Genomic DNA, 19,456 nt, shown 5'->3' on the forward strand with positions numbered 1-19,456 from the left:
TCTATTGTAAGGATAACTTTTTAACAAAGATTGTATTATGTCTTATAATTATAAATAATATTGATTGAAAATCCAATCACCTACTCTTTTTGCTTCTTATGGAAAATTTTATGCCTGTCACCTACAACGCCATTACTATATGCTATAATAGAAATAATAAGTTACTGGAGGCATGTAATTTTTCAGATCGTAATTTAACAGAAAATTCTATCTTTTCCTATGGGTTAAATAAAATAATTTTTTAAAACAGAGGGGGAAAAACTATGGACTGTATGACAAAAGCCAGCACTGGGATGAAAAGCCTAGATCAAGTAGTCGATTACTTAAGATTGGGAGATAATGTAGTGTGGCAGGTAGATGCCATCGATGATTATAAGTATTTTGTCAACCTTTTTGTAGAAAACGCTCTTATCAGCAATAGGAGGGTTGTATATATGCGTTTTGCACAGCATCCTCCCCTTATTGAAGGAATAGAAGACATCACAGTATGTGCATTGAATGCATGCGGAGGCTTTGAATCTTTTTCAACGCAAGTATACGATATCATATCTCGTGAAGGAAAAGAAGTCTACTATGTGTTTGACTGTCTCTCAGATTTGCTTACTGCATGGGCTAATGATCTTATGATAGGAAATTTTTTTATGATTACCTGTCCTTATCTTTTTGAGCTAGACACCATTGCATACTTTACCATATTGAGAAATAAACACTCCTTTCAAACAGTAGCCCGTATACGGGAAACTACACAACTCTTAATCGACCTATATAACTGTGAAGATTGTTATTATATACATCCCTTAAAGGTGTGGGATAGGTATTCTCCCACCATGTTTTTGCCCCATGCTCTAGATAGGGAAAATCTAACCCCTATCACCAATAGTGTAGATGCAGCTAGGCTCTTTACCATTATGCCTACTATAGGTATTGAAAATGAAAGAAGACATCTAGATTACTGGGATAAGATGTTTCTTAACGCAGTCGCCCTATATAAAGAAGTGCTGGAAGGAAAAGAAACCGCTGCAATGGAGCAGAAAAAGGTAATAGAACAGCTATGTAAACTTGTTATAGGTCGAGATCATCGGATTTTATCTCTTGCTAAAAAATACCTCTCTCTTAAAGATTTATTAGACATCAAATCAAGACTCATAGGTTCTGGTTATATAGGAGGAAAAGCAGTAGGCATGCTTATGGCTAGATCTATTCTATTAAAAGATAAAGACTTTGAATGGCGGCGATATCTAGAACCTCATGACTCCTACTACATCGGTTCTGACGTTTTTTATTCCTATATCGTGCAAAACGGTTGGTGGAAATTGAGGATGAAGCAACGAAGCAACGAAGGCTACTTTCAAGTAGCTTCTGAGTTAAGGGAAAAAATGCTAAAGGGCTCTTTTCCCGCTGCTGTCAAAGAACAATTCCAGCAAATGTTGGAGTATTTTGGACAATCTCCAATCATCGTTCGTTCCAGTAGTCTACTGGAGGATGCCTTCGGCAATGCCTTTGCTGGAAAATATGAAAGTGTTTTCTGCGTAAATCAGGGAAGTCCTGCTGAAAGATACAAACAATTTGAGGATGCTATTAGGGTGGTTTACGCCAGTGCCATGAATGAAGATGCTCTTGCCTATCGACTACAAAGAGGTTTAGATAAAAGGGATGAACAAATGGCGATTCTTGTCCAAAGGGTTTCCGGTGCCCATCATGGGCAATACTTTTTTCCTGACCTTGCAGGGGTAGGGGTTTCATACAATACCTATGTATGGAAGGAGGGCCTTAATCCTGATGCTGGTATGCTTAGGCTAGTACATGGCCTAGGCACAAGGGCCGTAGATCGCGTAGAAGGAGATTATCCAAGAATTGTAGCTCTAGATAAGCCTTTATTACGTCCTCACGCAGGAGTAGACGACTCGAGGAAATATTCTCAACGTGAAGTTGATGTTTTAAATACAGTCTCTAATAAGCTGGAGGTTGTCTCTTTAAACAACATGGATTATGAAGGTCGAGAAGGTCTAATGAATCTCATTGGCGTAAAGGACTATGAAGCAAACAGGAGAATGAAGGAATTAGGGATGAAGGGTCCAGACATTTGGACATTAACCTTTGATCATCTTATGACAGCAACTTCATTTCCCCAGATTATGGGCAAAATGCTAAAAACCATTAAATCTGCTTACCAGTATCCTGTAGACATAGAATTTACTATCAATTTTTCAAGAGATCTACATCCTCATATTAATCTATTACAGTGTAGGCCTTTACAAACCAAAGGACTTAAAAGCAAAGTACATATCCCTAGTAATATTCGAGAAGAAAAAGTCCTCTTTAAGTCTAAAGGGCATTTCATGGGGGGTAATATCTCCCAATCGCTAAAAAGAATTATTTACATTGATCCAAAAAATTACAGCAAACTCGCTCTATCCCAAAAGTACGAAGTTGCCCGCACAGTAGGAAAACTAAACAAGCAAATACAAAATAGGGAAAATTTATCGGTGATGCTGGCAGGGCCAGGTAGATGGGGTACCAGCAACCCTTCTTTAGGGGTGCCTGTAGCTTTTTCGGAAATTAACCATGTGACGGTGATGATAGAAATCGCATTTTCAAGCGCAGGACTTATACCAGAATTGTCTTTTGGCACCCACTTTTTTCAAGACTTAGTGGAAACAGATATATTTTACGTTGCTCTTTTTCCAGAAAAAAACAATGTATTTTTTAACCACCTATTAATGAATGATCATCCAAATATTTTTAATCAACTGTGCCCCGATAAACTTCAATTTGAAGAGATTATCAAAGTATATGATTTCACCAATAAAGATTTAGTGATTATGTCTGATATCCTCTCTCAAAATGTAGTATGTTTTTTAGAAGAAAAGTAAGAAACGAGAAAAAATGCGCTGGCTTACAGAATATTTTTCTATAAACCAGCGCATTTTACTTCTATTTATAGCCTCTTTCAAGACTACTACTTTCATAAAGGGATCCTTTAAGATACCTTCTTTTATTATCCTTTAAATATATATCTATAAATCTTAGTATATTATAATATACCCTGAGCGTACATTGCATCAGCAACCTTTAGGAATCCAGCTATATTAGCACCTACCATAAGATTATTTTCATAGCCGTACTCTTTTGCAGCTTCACTTGCATTTGTATAAATATTTACCATGATTTCCTTAAGCTTAGCATCAACTTCTTCAAATGTCCAAGCATACCTCATACTATTTTGACACATTTCAAGTCCTGAAGTAGCAACGCCTCCAGCATTAGCAGCCTTTGCAGGGCCAAAGACAACGCCATTTTCAAGAAGTACTTCTATTGCTTCAGGAGTTGTTGGCATATTGGCACCTTCACCAACTGCAAAACAGCCATTGGCAACTAATGTCCTTGCCGCCTCTTCATCAAGCTCGTTCTGCGTAGCACAAGGAAGTGCTATATCACACTTTTCTGACCAAACACCAGCACAACCTTCAGTATACCTTGCGTTTGGATGGTATTTTACATATTCACTTATTCTTTTTCTCTCAACTTCCTTAATTCGTTTTAAAGTATCTACATTAATGCCATCAGGATCATATATATATCCGTTGGAATCACTCACAGTCACAGGCTTGCCACCTAGTTGATATACCTTTTCAGCTGCATAAATAGCAACATTACCAGAACCAGAAATAGCAACAGTAGTACCCTCAAAAGACTTACCTTTGATAGACTTCATTGCTTCCTCCATGAAGTAGCAAAGGCCATAACCAGTAGCCTCTGTTCTTACAAGGCTTCCACCCCAAGTTAATCCTTTTCCGGTTAATACGCCTGTAAAATCATTTCTGATTTTTCTATACATACCATATAAATAACCAATTTCACGCCCACCAACACCAATGTCTCCTGCTGGAACATCTGTGTTTTCTCCTATATGTCTATAAAGTTCTGACATAAAACTCTGACAGAATCTCATAATTTCTCCGTCTGATTTTCCTTTAGGATCAAAATCACTTCCACCTTTACCGCCACCCATTGGTAGTCCAGTTAATGAGTTTTTAAATATCTGTTCAAAGCCTAAAAATTTTATAATGCCAATATAAACGGATGAATGGAATCGTAAACCACCTTTATAAGGACCAATTGCACTGTTAAATTGAACTCTGAATCCTCTATTTACCTGAACTTTGCCATTGTCATCTACCCATGGTACACTAAAAATCACTTGTCTCTCAGGCTCAACAATTCTATCGAATATTCCTGCTTCAACCCACTGTGGATTTCTTTCTGCTACTGGTTCTAAAGATTCTAAAACTTCTTTTACTGCCTGATGAAACTCTGGCTCATTTGGATTTCTTTTAACAACCTTCTCCATAATATTTTCTAATAACTTCATTGCTATCAAACTCCTAAATTTAGATTAAGTAATAAAACTGCTTGCAAGCAAATTACTTTCGTATAATTTATACAAAATGTATAATAATGAATTATAACAAAATTAAAAACCATTTGCAAGATATAATATTCTAAATTTTCCAAACCATGATAATTTTTTTGTATACAATCTAACTGTCAGATTTTTCCTACTAAAATAATCACTCTTAGTTAAGAGATTTTATTAATTGTTTCAGTTCCTCTTTTGTTAAATTCCTCCACGCTCCTACTTTTAATTCCTCTAATTTAATATTCATAATCCGTATTCTTTTAAGCTTCTCTACCCTATAACCAAAGACCTGACACATTCTTCGGATTTGTCGATTAAGCCCCTGCGTAAGAATAATTTTAAATACCCGTTCATTGATATATTTTATCTTACAAGGCTTTGTTTTTTTACCAAGAATATTTACACCACTAGCCATTTCCTGTAGAAAAGTCTTCGTAATTGGCTTATTGACTGTCACAACATATTCCTTCTCATGGTTATTTTCTCCCCGCAAAATTTTATTTACGATATCACCATCGTTCGTAAGCAAGATTAAACCTTCAGAATCCTTGTCTAATCTGCCTATTGGAAAAATTCGTTCTGGATGATTAACAAAATCTACAATATTCCCTGCCACATGTTTTTCCGTGGTAGAGGTAATTCCCACCGGCTTATTTAATGCAATATAGATTGGACTTTTCTTAGCACCAATAGACTTACCATCAATATGTACAAGGTCTCCAATTCCTACGATACTACCCAGTTCAGCAATAGCCCCATTAATGGTTACCCTTTTTGCCTCAATCAGTTTATCCGCTTCTCTCCTTGAACAAATCCCTGTTTCACTAATAAATTTATTAATTCTCACTCAAAATTACCCTCTCTATTTGCTCACTCACAGCTGCCCGGAGCTTATTTTGCCTTAATTTTTCCTTTAGGAGATACTCTTTCTTCTCTAAGCGTTAACCTAGACAGAACTCTAAAATCAGGTAGAGTACTCCATCTGATTCTTAGATATTACGGCTTGTTGCTAGAAGTTCTCATCATTTTGCTTCAGAATCACTACATCCTTCGATGTTATTTTTCCCGAAGCATAGGATTACATACCATAGAAAAAACAACAATGTGACAGAGCGGTGGGCTCTGTCACATGATTAATAAAAAGCTGGCTTAAACGAAACTACCAAAAAGTGTTTTTATCATCTGTTTTTATAAAATTAACTGCTTCATGATCTCATGACTTCTTTTAATAAAGTTTGTCATAGCTTCTGGTGAAAGTGGCTTATGGCCCATCACTGCTAAATCATACACCTGTTGAACAATGCAATTTAACAATTCTGTTTCTTCCTCAGCATGTTCTAAAATATACTGAATAAGAGGATGCTTTTTATTCAAAACAAGTATTTCTTCTGTTGGCATTGCACCCATATTCAGTCCGCCCATACTATATCTCTTCATCATTTCTTGCATTCTTCTGCTTTCTTCAGAAAGAATAATCATCCCTGCAACATCTTGAGATTTTAAGCTTTCAAGTTGAACTTTACAGTCTTCCTTACCAAGGGTTTTGCTAAAAACCTTTGTCAAAGTTTCTGCTTCTTTGGTACTGCTTTCTCCATCCGTTGCTTGGTCTTTATCCTTCATTAATTCTGTAATATTTGAATCTACTCTTTTAAAACCAATATCCTTCTTTTTCATCTCCATATGAGATATAAAGGCGGAATCAATATTATGATCTAAGATTACAGCCTCTAGCTCATATTCCTGTAGCATTTTAATATATTGCGCCTGTTGTACATCATCAGAGACATAATAAACTTGCTTGTCTAGCTTTTCCCCATATTTTTCAAGATATTCTTCCAATGTAATATACTGCTGGTTGGTAGTTTTATAGAGTATAATTGACGCTACCTTTTCATAAAACTTGCTATCCTTCAACACGCCATATTTAATAAATGGGCTAATGTCCTCCCAAAATTTTTCAAAACCTTCTCGTTCTGATTTAAAAAGACTATTTAATTTATCTGCTACCTTTTTCGTAATATAATCAGATATTTTTCTTGTAAAGCCATCGTTCTGTAAAAAGCTTCTAGATACATTTAGTGGCAAATCAGGACAATCAATCACGCCCTTTAGAAGCAATAAAAACTCTGGAATAACTTCTTTAATATTATCTGCTACGAAAACCTGATTGTTGTATAGCTTAATACGGCCTTCCATGGTATCGAACTCTGTATTTAGTTTAGGGAAGTAGAGAATTCCTTTTAAATTAAATGGATAATCCATATTAAGATGGATCCAGAAAAGAGGTTCTTGAAAATCTCTAAAGGTTTTTCTGTAAAATTCCTTGTATTCCTCATCTGTACAACTGCTTGGCTGCTTGGAATACAATGGCGTTACATCGTTTAGTACTTCAGGTTCCTCAACAATAAGGTTCCCGTCTTTGTCTTTTTCTGGTTCTTTATCAGCCACTTCAAAATAAATAGGGTAAGGCATAAAGGAACAATATTTTTCAATAGTAGACTTTACCGTATACTCGTTTAAAAAATCTCCTCCTTCTTCCCCTAGATACAAGGTAATCTCTGTACCTCTTTCGTCTTTACTACTGTTTTCCATTTCAAACTCTGTTCTGCCGTCGCAACGCCATTTAACTGCTAGAGCATCTTGCTTATAGGACAAAGTATTAATTTCAACAGTTTCTGCTACCATAAAAGAAGAGTAGAAACCAAGGCCAAAATGCCCAATAATTTGATCTACATCACCTTTGTCCTTATAGGTTTTTAAGAAATCCTCCGCTCCCGAGAAAGCAATTTGATTAATATATTTTTTCACTTCCTCCTCCGTCATACCTATACCATTATCAATAAATTTCAAGGTTTTAGCTGTTTTATTTAAGACAACCTTTACTTGAAAATCTGTATTATCACCTAAATCTGCTTCTCCTAAGCTGCTTAATCTTTTCACCTTGGTGATAGCATCACAAGCATTTGAAATTAGCTCTCGGATGAAGATATCCTGATCTGAATATAACCATTTTTTAATGATAGGAAAAATATTTTCGCTGTGAATTGATAAATTTCCTTTTTCTTTATTCATATAATATCCTCCTTATCACTTCATATGATTTATGTAACGATTTATTTATAGATACAAAGTACAGCCTCGATTCTTTGTACAAATCTATATTACAACTATATGAATTTTTAGTCAATAGAAAATTAGCACTCACTTAGACTGAGTGCTAATTTTTCATTCGCTTCTTATAAAAATAGAAGCCTATCCTTATTAAAGGTAAGCTTCTATAAAAGAAGTATTATTTAGCTATTATGTTTTATTTTAAATTAGTATTTATAAACCCCTCTATTAAGAGCATCTCTAACAGCAGAGATAACTTTTCCAGATCTAAGGGTAGCCCCTGTAAAAGCATCTACATCCTCTGTAACAACATTCCCTGGTTCGTATAAATGATGTAAGCTTTCACGAATATCCTTCCCAACAAGATGGTGGATCAACTGTTCGTATTGTCCTCTTAAGCCTATCATGACTTCATCTTCTTTTTCTGTTCGATAATCCTTGCCACCGTGGTAGAGTTGCCTAAAACTAATGTCTGTCACAATATTGTTTTCAAGCTTAAACTCAACAGAGACCTGAATATCACCTCTATCTGCAAACATTCCTCTATAAGTTCCATCTTCATAATTATGTAAATGATTTATCTGTGTTTCTGTTGCCACCGTCTTCCCACCAATATGAATAGAAGAAGTATCTCCATCCCATTTTACTTCTTTTCCAAGAGTTTCTGATACAAACTTTAATGGTACATAGGTTCTTCCGTTGTAGATAAATCCAGCTTGGTCGGTAGGTGGTGCTTTTTCTATGCCATCAACATAATACTTTAGTGGTCGAAAAGAAACCTCTATTTGTGTTCCAGTAGCATAAGCTATGCCTGTCATCAAAGTAACACCTACCATTAAACCAGAAATAAACTTTTTCATCTGAATCCTCCTTTGCTGTCATCAAGTACTGGTTTGCACTTTAAATCTACTCCATGTAATCACATATTTCTGTGTTTTTTTCTTTTTTAGCAACCCCCTTTTTGAAAATATATAATATATGATAATGATAACCGTTGTCATATATTATATATTTTTGTTTCTCTGTTGTCAATATTTGTGTATATTTTAAAAATAAAAAAATTTTAGATGGTCTCTATTTTTATTTTATCAGCTTTAAGTAAATTCCCTTTTGTGCTTATTTACAAATTTCTTTTTTGAAGTTCTGTCAAGTGCGTACTTTCCACTTATTTCTATTTGGTTAAAATAATGCCTTTTCAACTACTCTGAATGCTCACCTAGTTTTTGAAAAAATTCTTAATATTTCTAGTTGAATAGATGATAGTAAATTTTTTTAAAAGTAAATACTATCTAAAGAGAGGAGGTGATACAATGAAAGCTGAAAAATTTAAGTTCAAAGGTGACGCAAAAGCTAAAGGTAAAGAGATTCATAAGTCAATTGCAGCGTTAGACGGAGTAAAGGCTGTAAGAGTAGATTCTTTTGCCAATACTGTAACTGTAGATTACGATGAAAATAAAATCTCATCATCAGATATAAAGTCTAAATTAACATAAAACAAATTTTTCCCAATAAGTAGCGATTCCTTTCTGACAGGACTTATAAGTCTAGTCAGAAAGGAATACTTTTACAATCATATCCTTAAAAAGGTTATTGGTATAAGAAAACATATGACCGTCATTATATTACAGTTTTTAACTGTGTAGCTCTTCTGGTTGAAGCTTTTTCATTCCTGCTATTTGAGATAAAGAAAATAGCAGCAATCCAGCCCAAATAAATCCAAAACTAATAAAGTGTGTCCTAGTAAATTCTTCATGGTATAGAAAAACACCAAGAATTAGGCTAATAGTAGGTGTGACATATTGAAAAAAACCCATCACAGATAACGGTATTCTTTTAGCCGCCTCTCCAAACATCATTAGAGGCGTAGCCGTAGCAACCCCTGCAAGAAAAAGAATCATCAAAGTATTAAAGGGAACCACTCTTAGAGAGCCTATTCCATGATATTCTTTGAAGAGAATATATCCAAGTGCTATCGGCATAAGCAACAAAGTCTCTAGCATGAGTCCTGTCAAGGAATCTGCTTTTGCCAACTTCTTGCACAAACCATAAAGTGCAAAACTTATAGCCAGCATCAAAGAAACCCAAGGCACTTGTCCGTATTGTATCGTTAAAATAACTACGCCTACCGCTGCCGCCATAATGGATACAGCTTGCCACTTATTTAACTTCTCCTTTAATACTACCGTCGCTAAAGTTACCACCACTAAAGGGTTAATATAGTATCCCATGCTGGCCTCTACTAAATAGTCAGAGTTAACAGACCATATGTACAGACCCCAGTTGATAGAGATTGTAACAGCACCCACCGCCACAATCAGCAAATTCTTTTTGTTTTCAGCCACTTTTTTGATGTCGGAAAGTTTTTTCTGATACGCTAAAATACAAAATAAAAAGGCACAGGACCAGAAAACTCTATGAGCTAATATCTCATCGGCGGGAATTTCCTTTAGCAGTTTCCAATAAAGAGGCAAAAGTCCCCATAACACTACAGCACCAAATGCCAAAAGCATTCCCATAAATCTTGTATTCCCTGTTATTTGCTTACTTTCCATAAAACATAACCTCCCACCATCTATTGTATAATATATCAATTATACTGCTGAAATATATTTTTGCAAAGAAGGAAGGGGCATGATATTTAAGTATCATGCCCCTTCCTTCTTTGCATATGAAACAAATTTACTTTTCTCCTGCAACCATAAACATAGGTGTAGAACCATAGTTTACAAGTTCTTCTTCATCCCATACTTTAGCGCCAATTTCTGTATCTATCATAATCTTTTTAAAACCAATTTTAAGGAGTTCTTTTGCATCCCATGCTGGTCTATGTTCCCTGCTCAAAGGAAGGTTTCTTGCTATAGCTTCCATTGCCTCCGTATTTGTACTGGTATAGTGATCCTCAAAGTTTTTTTCCAGTGTATTCCTTCTATCCTGTTCATATTCTTTTCTTTTCTCAGCATCATGCACATGTAGGTACCAGTTGGCATCAAAATTTAATAACTTTCCTCCCTCTGTCAGTACCCTATGCCATTCTCTATAGGCCTCCTGAGGTCTTTCAAGATTCCATGTTAAATTTCGAGTAATGATTAGATCAAATGTGTTGTCTTGAAATTCTAAACGATGGGCATCCATTCTTTTAAATGTAATGTTATCCCTATAGACACCTGCATTATTTTTAGCTCTTTGCAGCATTGTTTCCGTATAGTCAACAGCAGTAACTTCATAACCGCAGCTTGCCATGATGATTGCAAAAAAACCAGGTCCAGTACCAATATCTAATACCTTTAACTTTCTTTTTCTTATCTTTGGTGCATATTGATTAATTAAATTGATCCACGCTTCTCTTTTAAAGCTATTGAGTTCACTCAAATTTACTTGACAATAACCATCCGCTCTTTTATCCCAATACTTTTCTACTTTTTCTAAAAGTTCTCCCATGCGCTCTCCCCCTAGTTCATGTTAAGTAAAAGCCTCAAAGCAAATAAAAAAACCACGAAAATTAGCCGCAATACTTCTGTATCGCAGTAAACCTTCATGGTTATATTTCTCAATTATTCTTTTATGTATGGTTGATAATATAGAAATCACGAATATTGTAAAAACAGAATAAAACCTTCATTGCTTTATTCTTTATTAAAATTTTAACATAGTATTACAGAAGTGTCAACTTTAATCAACAAAAAAGACCAGCTTAGAATAAATTTCTAAGCTAGCCTACAAAAAACTATTCCTCTTCTGTAACAATTTCAAATTCCTTTAACATATTATAAAATCTATGTCCAAAGCCTTCTGCTGCCTCTAGAAAGTATTGCTGTTTGATGATAAAGGTCCCCCCTTGTGTATTATCCACCAAATAACATCTTACAACAATGTCATCCCAATTTTTCCCTTTCGTTCCATGTAAGACAATGCCTTTTACAGGGTCTTCCACCTCTTCTATATTGATAGTAATTCCATACTCTTCTTCTAAAGCATTTTTTATTTCTGGCGCAAGATTCTCAATCGTTTTTCCTTCTATCTGTTCTATTTCCATGAATACTTCCGGTACATAATCCGCTTGTTCTTTTGGAGCAATTTTATCTTTACCATCTATCGTTTCTAACACATATCTTTCCTCATCAAAATAAATAACATAGCCTAACTTACTCTTTTGCAAACTTACATCTGTCTGCTCTTCTTGGCCTTCTATCTCTTCTACAATGGTTTTCTCTGGCACAAATAATTCCTTAATCCTATCAATAGTAGCATGCCCTGGTGCCGTCCCTGCTAAAAACATCACAATCAGTGCAGCAGCAATTGTTCCTAAACCCCAAAATCTTTTTTTACTTGGTTTTTGCTTTTTCACGATCCCATGTTCCTCCTTATTGGCATTATTCTTATCAATGCTTTTTTCAATTCTTTTCCATATTTCCTCTTTAAGTTCTATAGATGTATCAGTCTGTTTCACCAGTGTTTCCTTTATTTTATCCTCAAAGCTTTTTTTCATTTTGGTTCCTCCCTTCATCAAATTTTCTCATCATCTTTCTTAACTTTTCTCTGCCTTTAAACAATCGAGACTTTACAGTATTTACATTAAGCTCTAATATATTTGCAATTTCAAGCTCTGTAAATCCTTTTAAATATTTTAATACAATAGGCACTTTATTTATATCCTCTAGTCCCTTGATGGCATCATATAACTCCTCATATTCCTGGAAATGATAAGCATCTTCTTCTATGATTGGAGGATGACTTTCTAAGTAGTTACTTATAGGGATGGTTTTTGATTGATTTTTTAAAATTCGATTACACTCGTTAATAAGAATTCTATAAAGCCAAGGTTCAAAGGGTTTATCTTCATCAAAACTATGAATATTGCTATAAACACGAATAAAGGCTTCCTGCACTGCATCTGCCGCATACATTCTATTTTTAGTAATCACTGTAGCCACCCTCAGTGCATAATCTGCATATTGATCGTATAGCATTCTAAAAGCTTCTTTATCTCCAGCTTTTATCTTTCTTATGTTTTCTTTCACTAAATCACCACCTTTTTTATCTCTTTATATAATATACCCTCCAATTAAGATAAAAGTTTTTTGAAACAAAATTTTTTTATGTATGTATCTTAGGAAAGCTTATCCTATTTTATAAAACGCTACAGAAAACGATTTTTGGAGATTCTCGTTATATTTTAAAGCAAAATAGATATATTTGATTTAAAAGCATAAAAGCTTTTCTTCTAGGCCAAAATACGGTAAGATATTAATAGAAAAACATGGTTAGTAAAAAGAAGAAAAACAAGAAAAATAAGTAAGGGGGAATATGCTTTAAGAAAGTAGCAGAAGAAAAAATCTATGATTACTGATATTTAGCGACAAAATAGGAGGAGAGAAAAAATGAAAATCTTAAAGTTTGTCAAAAAGGTTCCGGGCGGTTTAATGGTGGTTCCGCTTTTGCTAGGTGCACTAATTAATACAATTTTTCCCCAGGCATTAGAAATAGGTGGATTTACAACAAATCTCTTTAAGACAGGTGCAATGCCTATCTTAGCAGTATTTTTATTTTGTAATGGGGCACAAATTAATGCTAAACAAGTAGGTTCTCCCTTGGTAAAAGGTGTAGCTTTAACAGCTTCAAAGGTTCTTATCGGTGCTGTATTAGGTGTTCTTGTTAATAATTTATTTGGAACAGCAGGCGTTTTGGGGATTTCTTCCCTTGCAGTAATTGGTGCATTAACAAATTCAAATGGAGGACTTTATGCAGCTTTAGCTGGAGAATTTGGTGATTCAACAGATGTTGGTGCGATCTCCATACTTTCCTTAAATGATGGACCCTTTTTTACTATGTTGGCATTTGGTATAACAGGAATAGCTACTGTGCCTATTATAGCACTTGTGGCTACGATTATTCCGATATTAATAGGATTTATTTTAGGTAACCTAGATGAAGACTTAAGAGAATTCTTAGCACCTGGAACTGTTTTAATCATACCGTTTTTTGCTTTCCCATTAGGCGCAGCATTAAACTTTGGACAGATTATACAGGCAGGTATTCCTGGTATTATTTTAGGTGTTGCTTCTACATTATTAACCGGTATCGGAGGATACTTCACAATGAAGCTTCTTAAGGCTAAGCGTCCTCAAATTGGTGCAGCTATTGGTACAACAGCTGGAAACGCAGTTGCAACACCAGCAGCGCTAGCAGCAGTTGACGAATCCTTAGCAGCTATTGCCCCTACAGCAACCGTTCAAATTGCTGCTGCAATCATTGTTACCGCAATATTATGTCCTATCTTAGTAAACTATTTACATAAGAGAGAAGAAGCAAAAGCAGCTATACAATAGTAACTATAAATAAGCATATCTAGACTAGAGAATTGGAGGAATAAGTTATGACAACGATTAAATTACCCTATGGAAAAGAATACCTTGATGTTGAAATACCAGAAGAAAGACTCAATGCCCTTCTAGTATCTGAGATGCACGAGTATAAACCCCAGCTAAGCCAAATAGAACAGGTGCAACAAGCCATTGAAAATCCGATAGGTACCCCAAGGTTAAAGGAAATGGCAAAGGGTAAAAACAAGGTGGTTATTATCGCAAGTGATCACACAAGACCAGTACCAAGTAAGGTTATCATGCCTTTAATGCTGGCAGAGATCAGAAAGGGTAACCCTGATGCTGATATTACAATATTAATCTCAACAGGATGCCATAGAGAAACAACGAAAGCTGAACTGGAGGCCAAGTTTGGACCTGAAATCATAGCGAATGAAAAAATATATGTTCATGATTGTGATGATGAGAGTATGCTGGTTAACATAGGCGTGCTTCCTTCTGGTGGTTTATTAATTATAAACAAACTAGCAGTAGAAGCAGATCTCCTTGTTTCAGAAGGATTTATTGAGCCTCACTTTTTCGCTGGTTTTTCTGGTGGAAGAAAGAGTGTATTACCTGGAGTCGCCAGCAGAGCTACCGTTATGTATAATCATAATGCAGAGTTTATAGATAATGAAAAAGCAAGAACTGGTATCATTGATGGCAACCCTATCCAAAGGGATATGCTTTATGCTGCAAGAGCTGCAAGATTAGATTTTATCGTAAATGTTGTCATTAACTCTGAGAAGGAAGTCATTTTTGCAGTAGCTGGGGATTGTGACTTGGCTCATAAAGAAGGCTGTAAGTTTTTAAATGATTACTGCAAGGTTGACAGTGTTCCTTCAGACATAGTAATTACAACAAATGGAGGTTATCCTCTAGACCAAAACATTTATCAGGCAGTAAAGGGCATGACAGCAGCAGAGGCCACTGTCAATAAAGGTGGCGTCATCATCATGGTTGCAAAGTCCAATGACGGTCATGGTGGAGATCACTTTCATAAGACATTCAAGGAAGAAAAGGATGTACATAGGATGATGGATGCCTTCTTAGCCACACCAAGTGAAAAGACGATTCCTGATCAATGGCAGTCTCAAATCTTTGCTCGAGTTCTAAAAAATGCAAAAGTTATCTATGTATCAGATGCTCCAGACGAAATGGTTTCTGATTTACATATGATTCCTGCACATTCTGTAGAAGAAGCAATTGCAAAGGCAGATGAAATTTTAGGCAAAAAAGATTCAAAGATTACTGTTATACCTGATGGCGTATCTGTAATCGTTCTTTAAACTGTCAAGCAATTTATTGCATTTCTTCTAAACTAATAAAAAAAGTCACCTTCTGTTTTTTCATCAGAAGGTGACTTTTTTTAGGATAAGAACTTACTTACCTGACAATATTTTGGCCAATTCAATAGACTGTAGCATGCTTTCTTCATTAGCGATTCCCTTCCAGGCAATTTCGAAGGCAGTACCATGATCTACTGATGTTCTTATTATAGGAAGTCCTGCGGTTACATTGACGCCACTATGAAACCCTATTAACTTAAGAGGAATATGTCCTTGATCATGATACATAGCTACTACAATATCATATTCTCCTTGCTTTGCTCTTAAAAAGATAGTATCTGGTGAAATAGGTCCTTCTACACTTATTCCCTCACTACGTTTTCTATTGATAGCAGGTATAATTTCCTGTTCTTCTTCGTCTCCAAATAATCCACCTTCACCGGCATGAGGATTAATTCCTGCCACAGCAATTCTTGGATTTTCATAACCCAGCTTTTTTAAGGTTTCATGAGCAATATCAATAACAGAAGCTATACGCTCTTGGCTTAAGGTATCAATAGCTTTCCTCAAAGAAATATGGGTAGAAACATGAATTACTTTTAATGCCTCATCATAAAGCAACATCGCGTAATTTTTAGTGTTTGAATAGTGTGCTAGAATTTCTGTATGCCCTGGAAAGTTGTGGCCTGCCGCCTTCATGGCCTCTTTATTTAGCGGTGCTGTTGCAATAGCATCTATTTCCTTGTTTAAAGCCAGTTCCACTGCTTTAACTACATATTCAAAAGCAGCATTTCCTGCCATAGCTTGTACTTTCCCTGGAAGAAGCTCATGAATTTGAATATTATCAAGATGCAGTACGTTGAGCACCCCCTCTTGAAACTTTGCTTCCGACACCTGATTCACTTTATTTAACTGAATACCTTCAATACGAATAATATCTTTCACTTTGTTCATGACATCTATATTACCAATGACTACTAAGTTACAATCTTCTACTTTGTTATGCTTAAAGCTTTTTAAGATAATCTCAGGACCTATACCTGCTGGATCTCCCATTGTGATTCCAATAACTGCTTTGTGTTTTGTCATAACATATCACCCTTTCTTCAAAGACGCGATAATTTTTGAAATTGCGTCCTCTTCTCCAAATCCACCTGCTTTTGTTACAATAGCTATATGCCCATATTCCTTACTAATAAATTTTCCTACGGGGATAGCAGGTAGTAATTCATCTTCAATTAATGTCCCAGAAACCTCCATAAGTCTTGCTGCTTTAATAGCAATGTCTCCACCTGTTAATAATAATCCTTTTATTTTTAATTTTTTACAAAGGTCCTTTGTGACTTCTCCTAAAAACTCAGCAATCTCTCTACTTATATCATTATTCGTCCACCCTTTTTCTCTGCCTACTTGCCGAGCATATTCAACATCTTTCCTGGTTTTAGCTGATCTAATAATAACATCCTTCTCTTCTTTTATGTAATTATCTATCATTTTCATTATTCTTATTTTTTCCTCTTTAGGATGATCAAAGGCATTTTTTATATTAATATCAATCACCTCTACAGAAGGGTCTTTGGCAGCAAAATTCACCTGTGCTCTAGTAATGTCGCTGACACTTCCTGCAACAACCACAACATTCCCCTTTTTCATCTTTAAAGTATCTTTCCTTACTATGCCTAAAGCATCAGGAAGAAATTCGGCTAGCCCAGCAGAACCAGCAAAAATAAGCTTCTTCTCTATTCCTGCGGTTGCAGTAGAAATGTTTATTAAATCTTCACTACTGATAGCATCTATAACAATAATTTCAATGCCTCTTTCAGCAAATTTTTTAATCTTTTCCATAATGGCCTCAGGGCCTTTTAATACATTTTGAAGATGAATAATTCCTATTTTCCTATCCGTCTGTAAAGCAATAATATCTGGAATATAGGAATAATGTACTGGATTCATAGGATCTTTAGCAAATTCTGTTTTTTCTAGGGGAACATGTTGAACTAACTGGATCCCCCCCACAACAGTTCTGCCGTTTTTGGGTAAGCTAGGAACCACGATAGCTAGATTTGTCTCAGTAGCTTGCATCACTGCTTCAATCTCTGCCCCAATGTTTCCTCTAAGGGTAGAATCTAACTTTTTATAAATATAATCAATCTGGTTAGCCTGTAGTACCTTAGCCACCTTGTTTACTTTTTCATAAGCTATTTCTTTTGCATCAAATCTACTTTCCGTATCTACCACTACTACATCTAAGTCCTCAAGAGCCTCTTTAATGTTATCTATATTGGTCAGAACACCGGTCTTTAAACCCTTTTTTGTGAACTGGACCCCTGTGTCATTAGATCCTGTAAAATCATCAGCAATAATGGCGAGTTTTTTATTCATTCTATCAGCTCCTAATTCTTCATCTTAATAATTTTACCATATTCGTATACATATTATCTATTCTATTGTTATCCTATTTTCTCCTCCCTATGCAAAGACCAATTGGATCAGACTTAGTAGCATACTTTGCGAAAACTATATTCTAAATACACCCATAAATAAAGAAAGCAGGCACAGACCAATTTCCTGCTTTCTTATGAAAACCTAGATAACTGTCATTTAACTAAACAAAAAATTTAAATCTAACTAACCAATACCTCCATACACAATCCCTAAAATAATCACGATAACTGAAACCAGCACAAATACATATTTCGCTAAAGGTTCAAACCACTTACCTAAAGGTTTTTCTGCTCCACAATTTATTTCATTTCTGACCTTCTCAATACCATATACCCAGAAGAAAGTTACCGCTGCAATAAGTGTTCCTAATGGAGCTATATAAATCGTAACAATATCAGAAAAATTTCCAAATAGATTCATGTTTAAGCTTAGAGGAATAGCTATGAAAAAAGATATTATTCCTATGAAAATCACGCTCTTCTCTCTGCTCCATTTAACTTTTTCCATAAAGGCTTCCGAAGTTGCCTCCATCATGTTTATCGTAGAAGATATAGCTGCAAATACAATGCTTCCAAAGAATATAGCACCAAATAAATGTCCTCCTGCCATAGATTTAAATATGGTAGGTACTGTTATAAATAAAAGCGTTGGTCCTGCAGCTGGATCCAAACCAAAAGCAAAAGCTGCTGGTATGATAATAAAAGCTGCTAATATTGCTGCTAAGGCATCATAAAACACTGTATTAAATGCTGATGATGGTATATCTAAACTTTTATCTGCATAGCTCCCATACACTACCATGCCTGCCCCATTTAAAGATACAGTGAAAAATGCTTGTCCCAATGCCATTACCCAAGTTACTGGATCTAGTAGATAAGACCACTTAGGTATTAACAAATATTTAATTCCTTCAGATGCACCCGGCAATGTCAGTGCCCTTATTAACAAAACGATAAACACTAGAAAAAGAGTGGGCATCATGACATTGTTAGCCTTTTCTATACCTTTACTTACGCCAAAGGTTAATATGATGGTTGTTATCGTTATAGCTAATGCAAGCCAAACAATGGTCTGGTTACTTCCTAAAAAGCTATCTAAATAGGTTTCTACATCTATATTTCTAAAATTATTAACAACACTCATTGAAAAATATTTTAGAACCCATCCTACTACTACATTATAAAATAAAAAAATACCGCATACACCCAAGGTAGGTATTATAGATAAAATAGATGCTCCAGCAATTTTTTTATCATCTAGTATTTCCTTAATCCCTGCCATAGAACCTTTGCCTTTAGCTCTACCTAATGCAAACTCACCCATAAGTCCTGTTGTTCCTAGTATAAAAACAAATAGTAGATAAGGTATAAGAAAAGCAGCCCCTCCATACCTGCCCAATCTCCAGGAGAACATCCATACATTTCCTAATCCTACTGCTGAACCTACGCAGGACAGTATAAATCCAAGTTTACTATTAAACCCCTCTCTTTCTTGAATTTGATTGATTCCCTCGGTTTCAGTAACTTTCATTTTACTAGCCTCCTTATTCTATTTATAAAACAAAAAAACCACACAGACTTTATATCATGTGGTTTAACCTTCTCATAATAAAAAACCACATAGAAGAATCTACGTGGTTTTTTGCACTACCAATATACCATCATAGATACAAACCGTATTTTAAAAACAATTTACAAGTTTGCATCTATGAATTTTTTCATTTCAGCAAACTTTATCTATAATAGTAATAATAATATTTATTTGTATACATTACATTCAACATAGTGACCATAGTAAAACTCCTCCAGCAAATAATGAGTAAATTATATCAT

General features: G+C 35.2%; 15 protein-coding genes. 4 read left to right on the top strand and 11 right to left on the bottom strand.

Translation table 11 applies throughout. The annotated features are described in order from the left end of the window. Positions 1-263 precede the first annotated feature (263 nt). Positions 264-2,873: a PEP/pyruvate-binding domain-containing protein gene (locus BJL90_RS04825; protein WP_070964781.1), complete on the top strand. Its 2,610-nt coding sequence runs from the start codon at positions 264-266 to the stop codon at positions 2,871-2,873. Positions 2,874-3,034: 161 nt separating this feature from the next. On the opposite strand, the gene gdhA is transcribed toward BJL90_RS04825, so the two are convergent. From gdhA to BJL90_RS04845, 4 genes are all read right to left on the bottom strand, one after another. After that, on the bottom strand, positions 3,035-4,372 hold the full coding sequence (gdhA, locus tag BJL90_RS04830) for an NADP-specific glutamate dehydrogenase (RefSeq protein WP_070964783.1): 1,338 nt from the start codon (positions 4,370-4,372) through the stop codon (positions 3,035-3,037). Between the two features lie 205 nt (positions 4,373-4,577). After that, positions 4,578-5,267, bottom strand: a complete 690-nt coding sequence (gene rluF, locus BJL90_RS04835) for a 23S rRNA pseudouridine(2604) synthase RluF (RefSeq protein ID WP_070964785.1) — start codon at positions 5,265-5,267, stop codon at positions 4,578-4,580. Between the two features lie 341 nt (positions 5,268-5,608). Continuing rightward, positions 5,609-7,492 carry a molecular chaperone HtpG gene (htpG, locus tag BJL90_RS04840; RefSeq protein ID WP_070964789.1) on the bottom strand — a complete coding sequence of 628 codons (1,884 nt, stop codon included), beginning with the start codon at positions 7,490-7,492 and terminating at the stop codon, positions 5,609-5,611. A gap of 245 nt (positions 7,493-7,737) precedes the next feature. Further along, positions 7,738-8,391 (bottom strand): stalk domain-containing protein, encoded by a 654-nt coding sequence (locus BJL90_RS04845; protein ID WP_070964792.1) that lies wholly within the window; start codon positions 8,389-8,391, stop codon positions 7,738-7,740. A 450-nt stretch (positions 8,392-8,841) separates the two neighbouring features. On the opposite strand from BJL90_RS04845, the gene BJL90_RS04850 reads away from it, so the two are divergent. Next, positions 8,842-9,024, top strand: a complete 183-nt coding sequence (locus BJL90_RS04850; RefSeq protein ID WP_070964795.1) for a heavy-metal-associated domain-containing protein — start codon at positions 8,842-8,844, stop codon at positions 9,022-9,024. A gap of 138 nt (positions 9,025-9,162) precedes the next feature. Here BJL90_RS04850 and rarD read toward each other — a convergent pair whose 3' ends face one another. The 4 genes from rarD to BJL90_RS04870 form a co-directional block, all read right to left on the bottom strand. Beyond that, entirely contained in the window at positions 9,163-10,083 is a 921-nt protein-coding gene (rarD, locus tag BJL90_RS04855) for an EamA family transporter RarD (protein ID WP_070964798.1), read from the bottom strand. A gap of 127 nt (positions 10,084-10,210) precedes the next feature. Next, complete coding sequence (locus BJL90_RS04860) at positions 10,211-10,969, bottom strand: class I SAM-dependent methyltransferase (RefSeq protein ID WP_070964801.1); 759 nt, start codon at positions 10,967-10,969, stop codon at positions 10,211-10,213. A gap of 286 nt (positions 10,970-11,255) precedes the next feature. After that, on the bottom strand, positions 11,256-12,017 hold the full coding sequence (locus tag BJL90_RS04865) for a hypothetical protein (protein WP_070964804.1): 762 nt from the start codon (positions 12,015-12,017) through the stop codon (positions 11,256-11,258). Continuing rightward, on the bottom strand, positions 12,001-12,549 hold the full coding sequence (locus BJL90_RS04870) for an RNA polymerase sigma factor (protein ID WP_205684274.1): 549 nt from the start codon (positions 12,547-12,549) through the stop codon (positions 12,001-12,003). Before BJL90_RS04870 ends, BJL90_RS04865 begins: the two co-directional genes overlap by 17 nt. Positions 12,550-12,909: 360 nt before the next feature. Between BJL90_RS04870 and BJL90_RS04875 the strand changes: the two genes are divergently transcribed. Beyond that, positions 12,910-13,857 carry a 2-keto-3-deoxygluconate permease gene (locus tag BJL90_RS04875; protein WP_070964806.1) on the top strand — a complete coding sequence of 316 codons (948 nt, stop codon included), beginning with the start codon at positions 12,910-12,912 and terminating at the stop codon, positions 13,855-13,857. A gap of 47 nt (positions 13,858-13,904) precedes the next feature. Then, positions 13,905-15,179, top strand: a complete 1,275-nt coding sequence (gene larA, locus BJL90_RS04880) for a nickel-dependent lactate racemase (protein WP_070964809.1) — start codon at positions 13,905-13,907, stop codon at positions 15,177-15,179. 93 nt (positions 15,180-15,272) lie between these two features. On the opposite strand, the gene pdxA is transcribed toward larA, so the two are convergent. The 3 genes from pdxA to BJL90_RS04895 form a co-directional block, all read right to left on the bottom strand. Beyond that, the gene (gene pdxA, locus BJL90_RS04885) at positions 15,273-16,268 is read right to left on the bottom strand and encodes a 4-hydroxythreonine-4-phosphate dehydrogenase PdxA (protein ID WP_070964812.1); all 996 of its coding nucleotides are present in this window, start codon (positions 16,266-16,268) and stop codon (positions 15,273-15,275) included. Positions 16,269-16,274: 6 nt separating this feature from the next. After that, the gene (locus BJL90_RS04890; RefSeq protein WP_070964815.1) at positions 16,275-17,561 is read right to left on the bottom strand and encodes a four-carbon acid sugar kinase family protein; all 1,287 of its coding nucleotides are present in this window, start codon (positions 17,559-17,561) and stop codon (positions 16,275-16,277) included. 246 nt (positions 17,562-17,807) lie between these two features. Then, entirely contained in the window at positions 17,808-19,154 is a 1,347-nt protein-coding gene (locus BJL90_RS04895) for a sodium-dependent transporter (RefSeq protein ID WP_472235177.1), read from the bottom strand. Between the last annotated feature and the right edge of the window lie 302 nt (positions 19,155-19,456).

Origin of the sequence: Clostridium formicaceticum (genome assembly GCF_001854185.1) — a bacterium.
Classification (GTDB): Bacteria; Bacillota; Clostridia; order Peptostreptococcales; family Natronincolaceae; genus Andreesenella; species Andreesenella formicacetica.

Excerpts from the sequence above, each read along its gene's own strand:
- BJL90_RS04825 (WP_070964781.1), top strand. The coding sequence starts at position 264 with ATGGACTGTATGACAAAAGCCAGCACTGGGATGAAAAGCCTAGATCAA.
- gdhA (WP_070964783.1), bottom strand. The coding sequence starts at position 4,372 with ATGAAGTTATTAGAAAATATTATGGAGAAGGTTGTTAAAAGAAATCCA.
- htpG (WP_070964789.1), bottom strand. The coding sequence starts at position 7,492 with ATGAATAAAGAAAAAGGAAATTTATCAATTCACAGCGAAAATATTTTT.
- BJL90_RS04845 (WP_070964792.1), bottom strand. The coding sequence starts at position 8,391 with ATGAAAAAGTTTATTTCTGGTTTAATGGTAGGTGTTACTTTGATGACA.
- BJL90_RS04850 (WP_070964795.1), top strand. The coding sequence starts at position 8,842 with ATGAAAGCTGAAAAATTTAAGTTCAAAGGTGACGCAAAAGCTAAAGGT.
- rarD (WP_070964798.1), bottom strand. The coding sequence starts at position 10,083 with ATGGAAAGTAAGCAAATAACAGGGAATACAAGATTTATGGGAATGCTT.
- BJL90_RS04860 (WP_070964801.1), bottom strand. The coding sequence starts at position 10,969 with ATGGGAGAACTTTTAGAAAAAGTAGAAAAGTATTGGGATAAAAGAGCG.
- BJL90_RS04865 (WP_070964804.1), bottom strand. The coding sequence starts at position 12,017 with ATGAAAAAAAGCTTTGAGGATAAAATAAAGGAAACACTGGTGAAACAG.
- BJL90_RS04875 (WP_070964806.1), top strand. The coding sequence starts at position 12,910 with ATGAAAATCTTAAAGTTTGTCAAAAAGGTTCCGGGCGGTTTAATGGTG.
- larA (WP_070964809.1), top strand. The coding sequence starts at position 13,905 with ATGACAACGATTAAATTACCCTATGGAAAAGAATACCTTGATGTTGAA.
- pdxA (WP_070964812.1), bottom strand. The coding sequence starts at position 16,268 with ATGACAAAACACAAAGCAGTTATTGGAATCACAATGGGAGATCCAGCA.
- BJL90_RS04890 (WP_070964815.1), bottom strand. The coding sequence starts at position 17,561 with ATGAATAAAAAACTCGCCATTATTGCTGATGATTTTACAGGATCTAAT.
- BJL90_RS04895 (WP_472235177.1), bottom strand. The coding sequence starts at position 19,154 with ATGAAAGTTACTGAAACCGAGGGAATCAATCAAATTCAAGAAAGAGAG.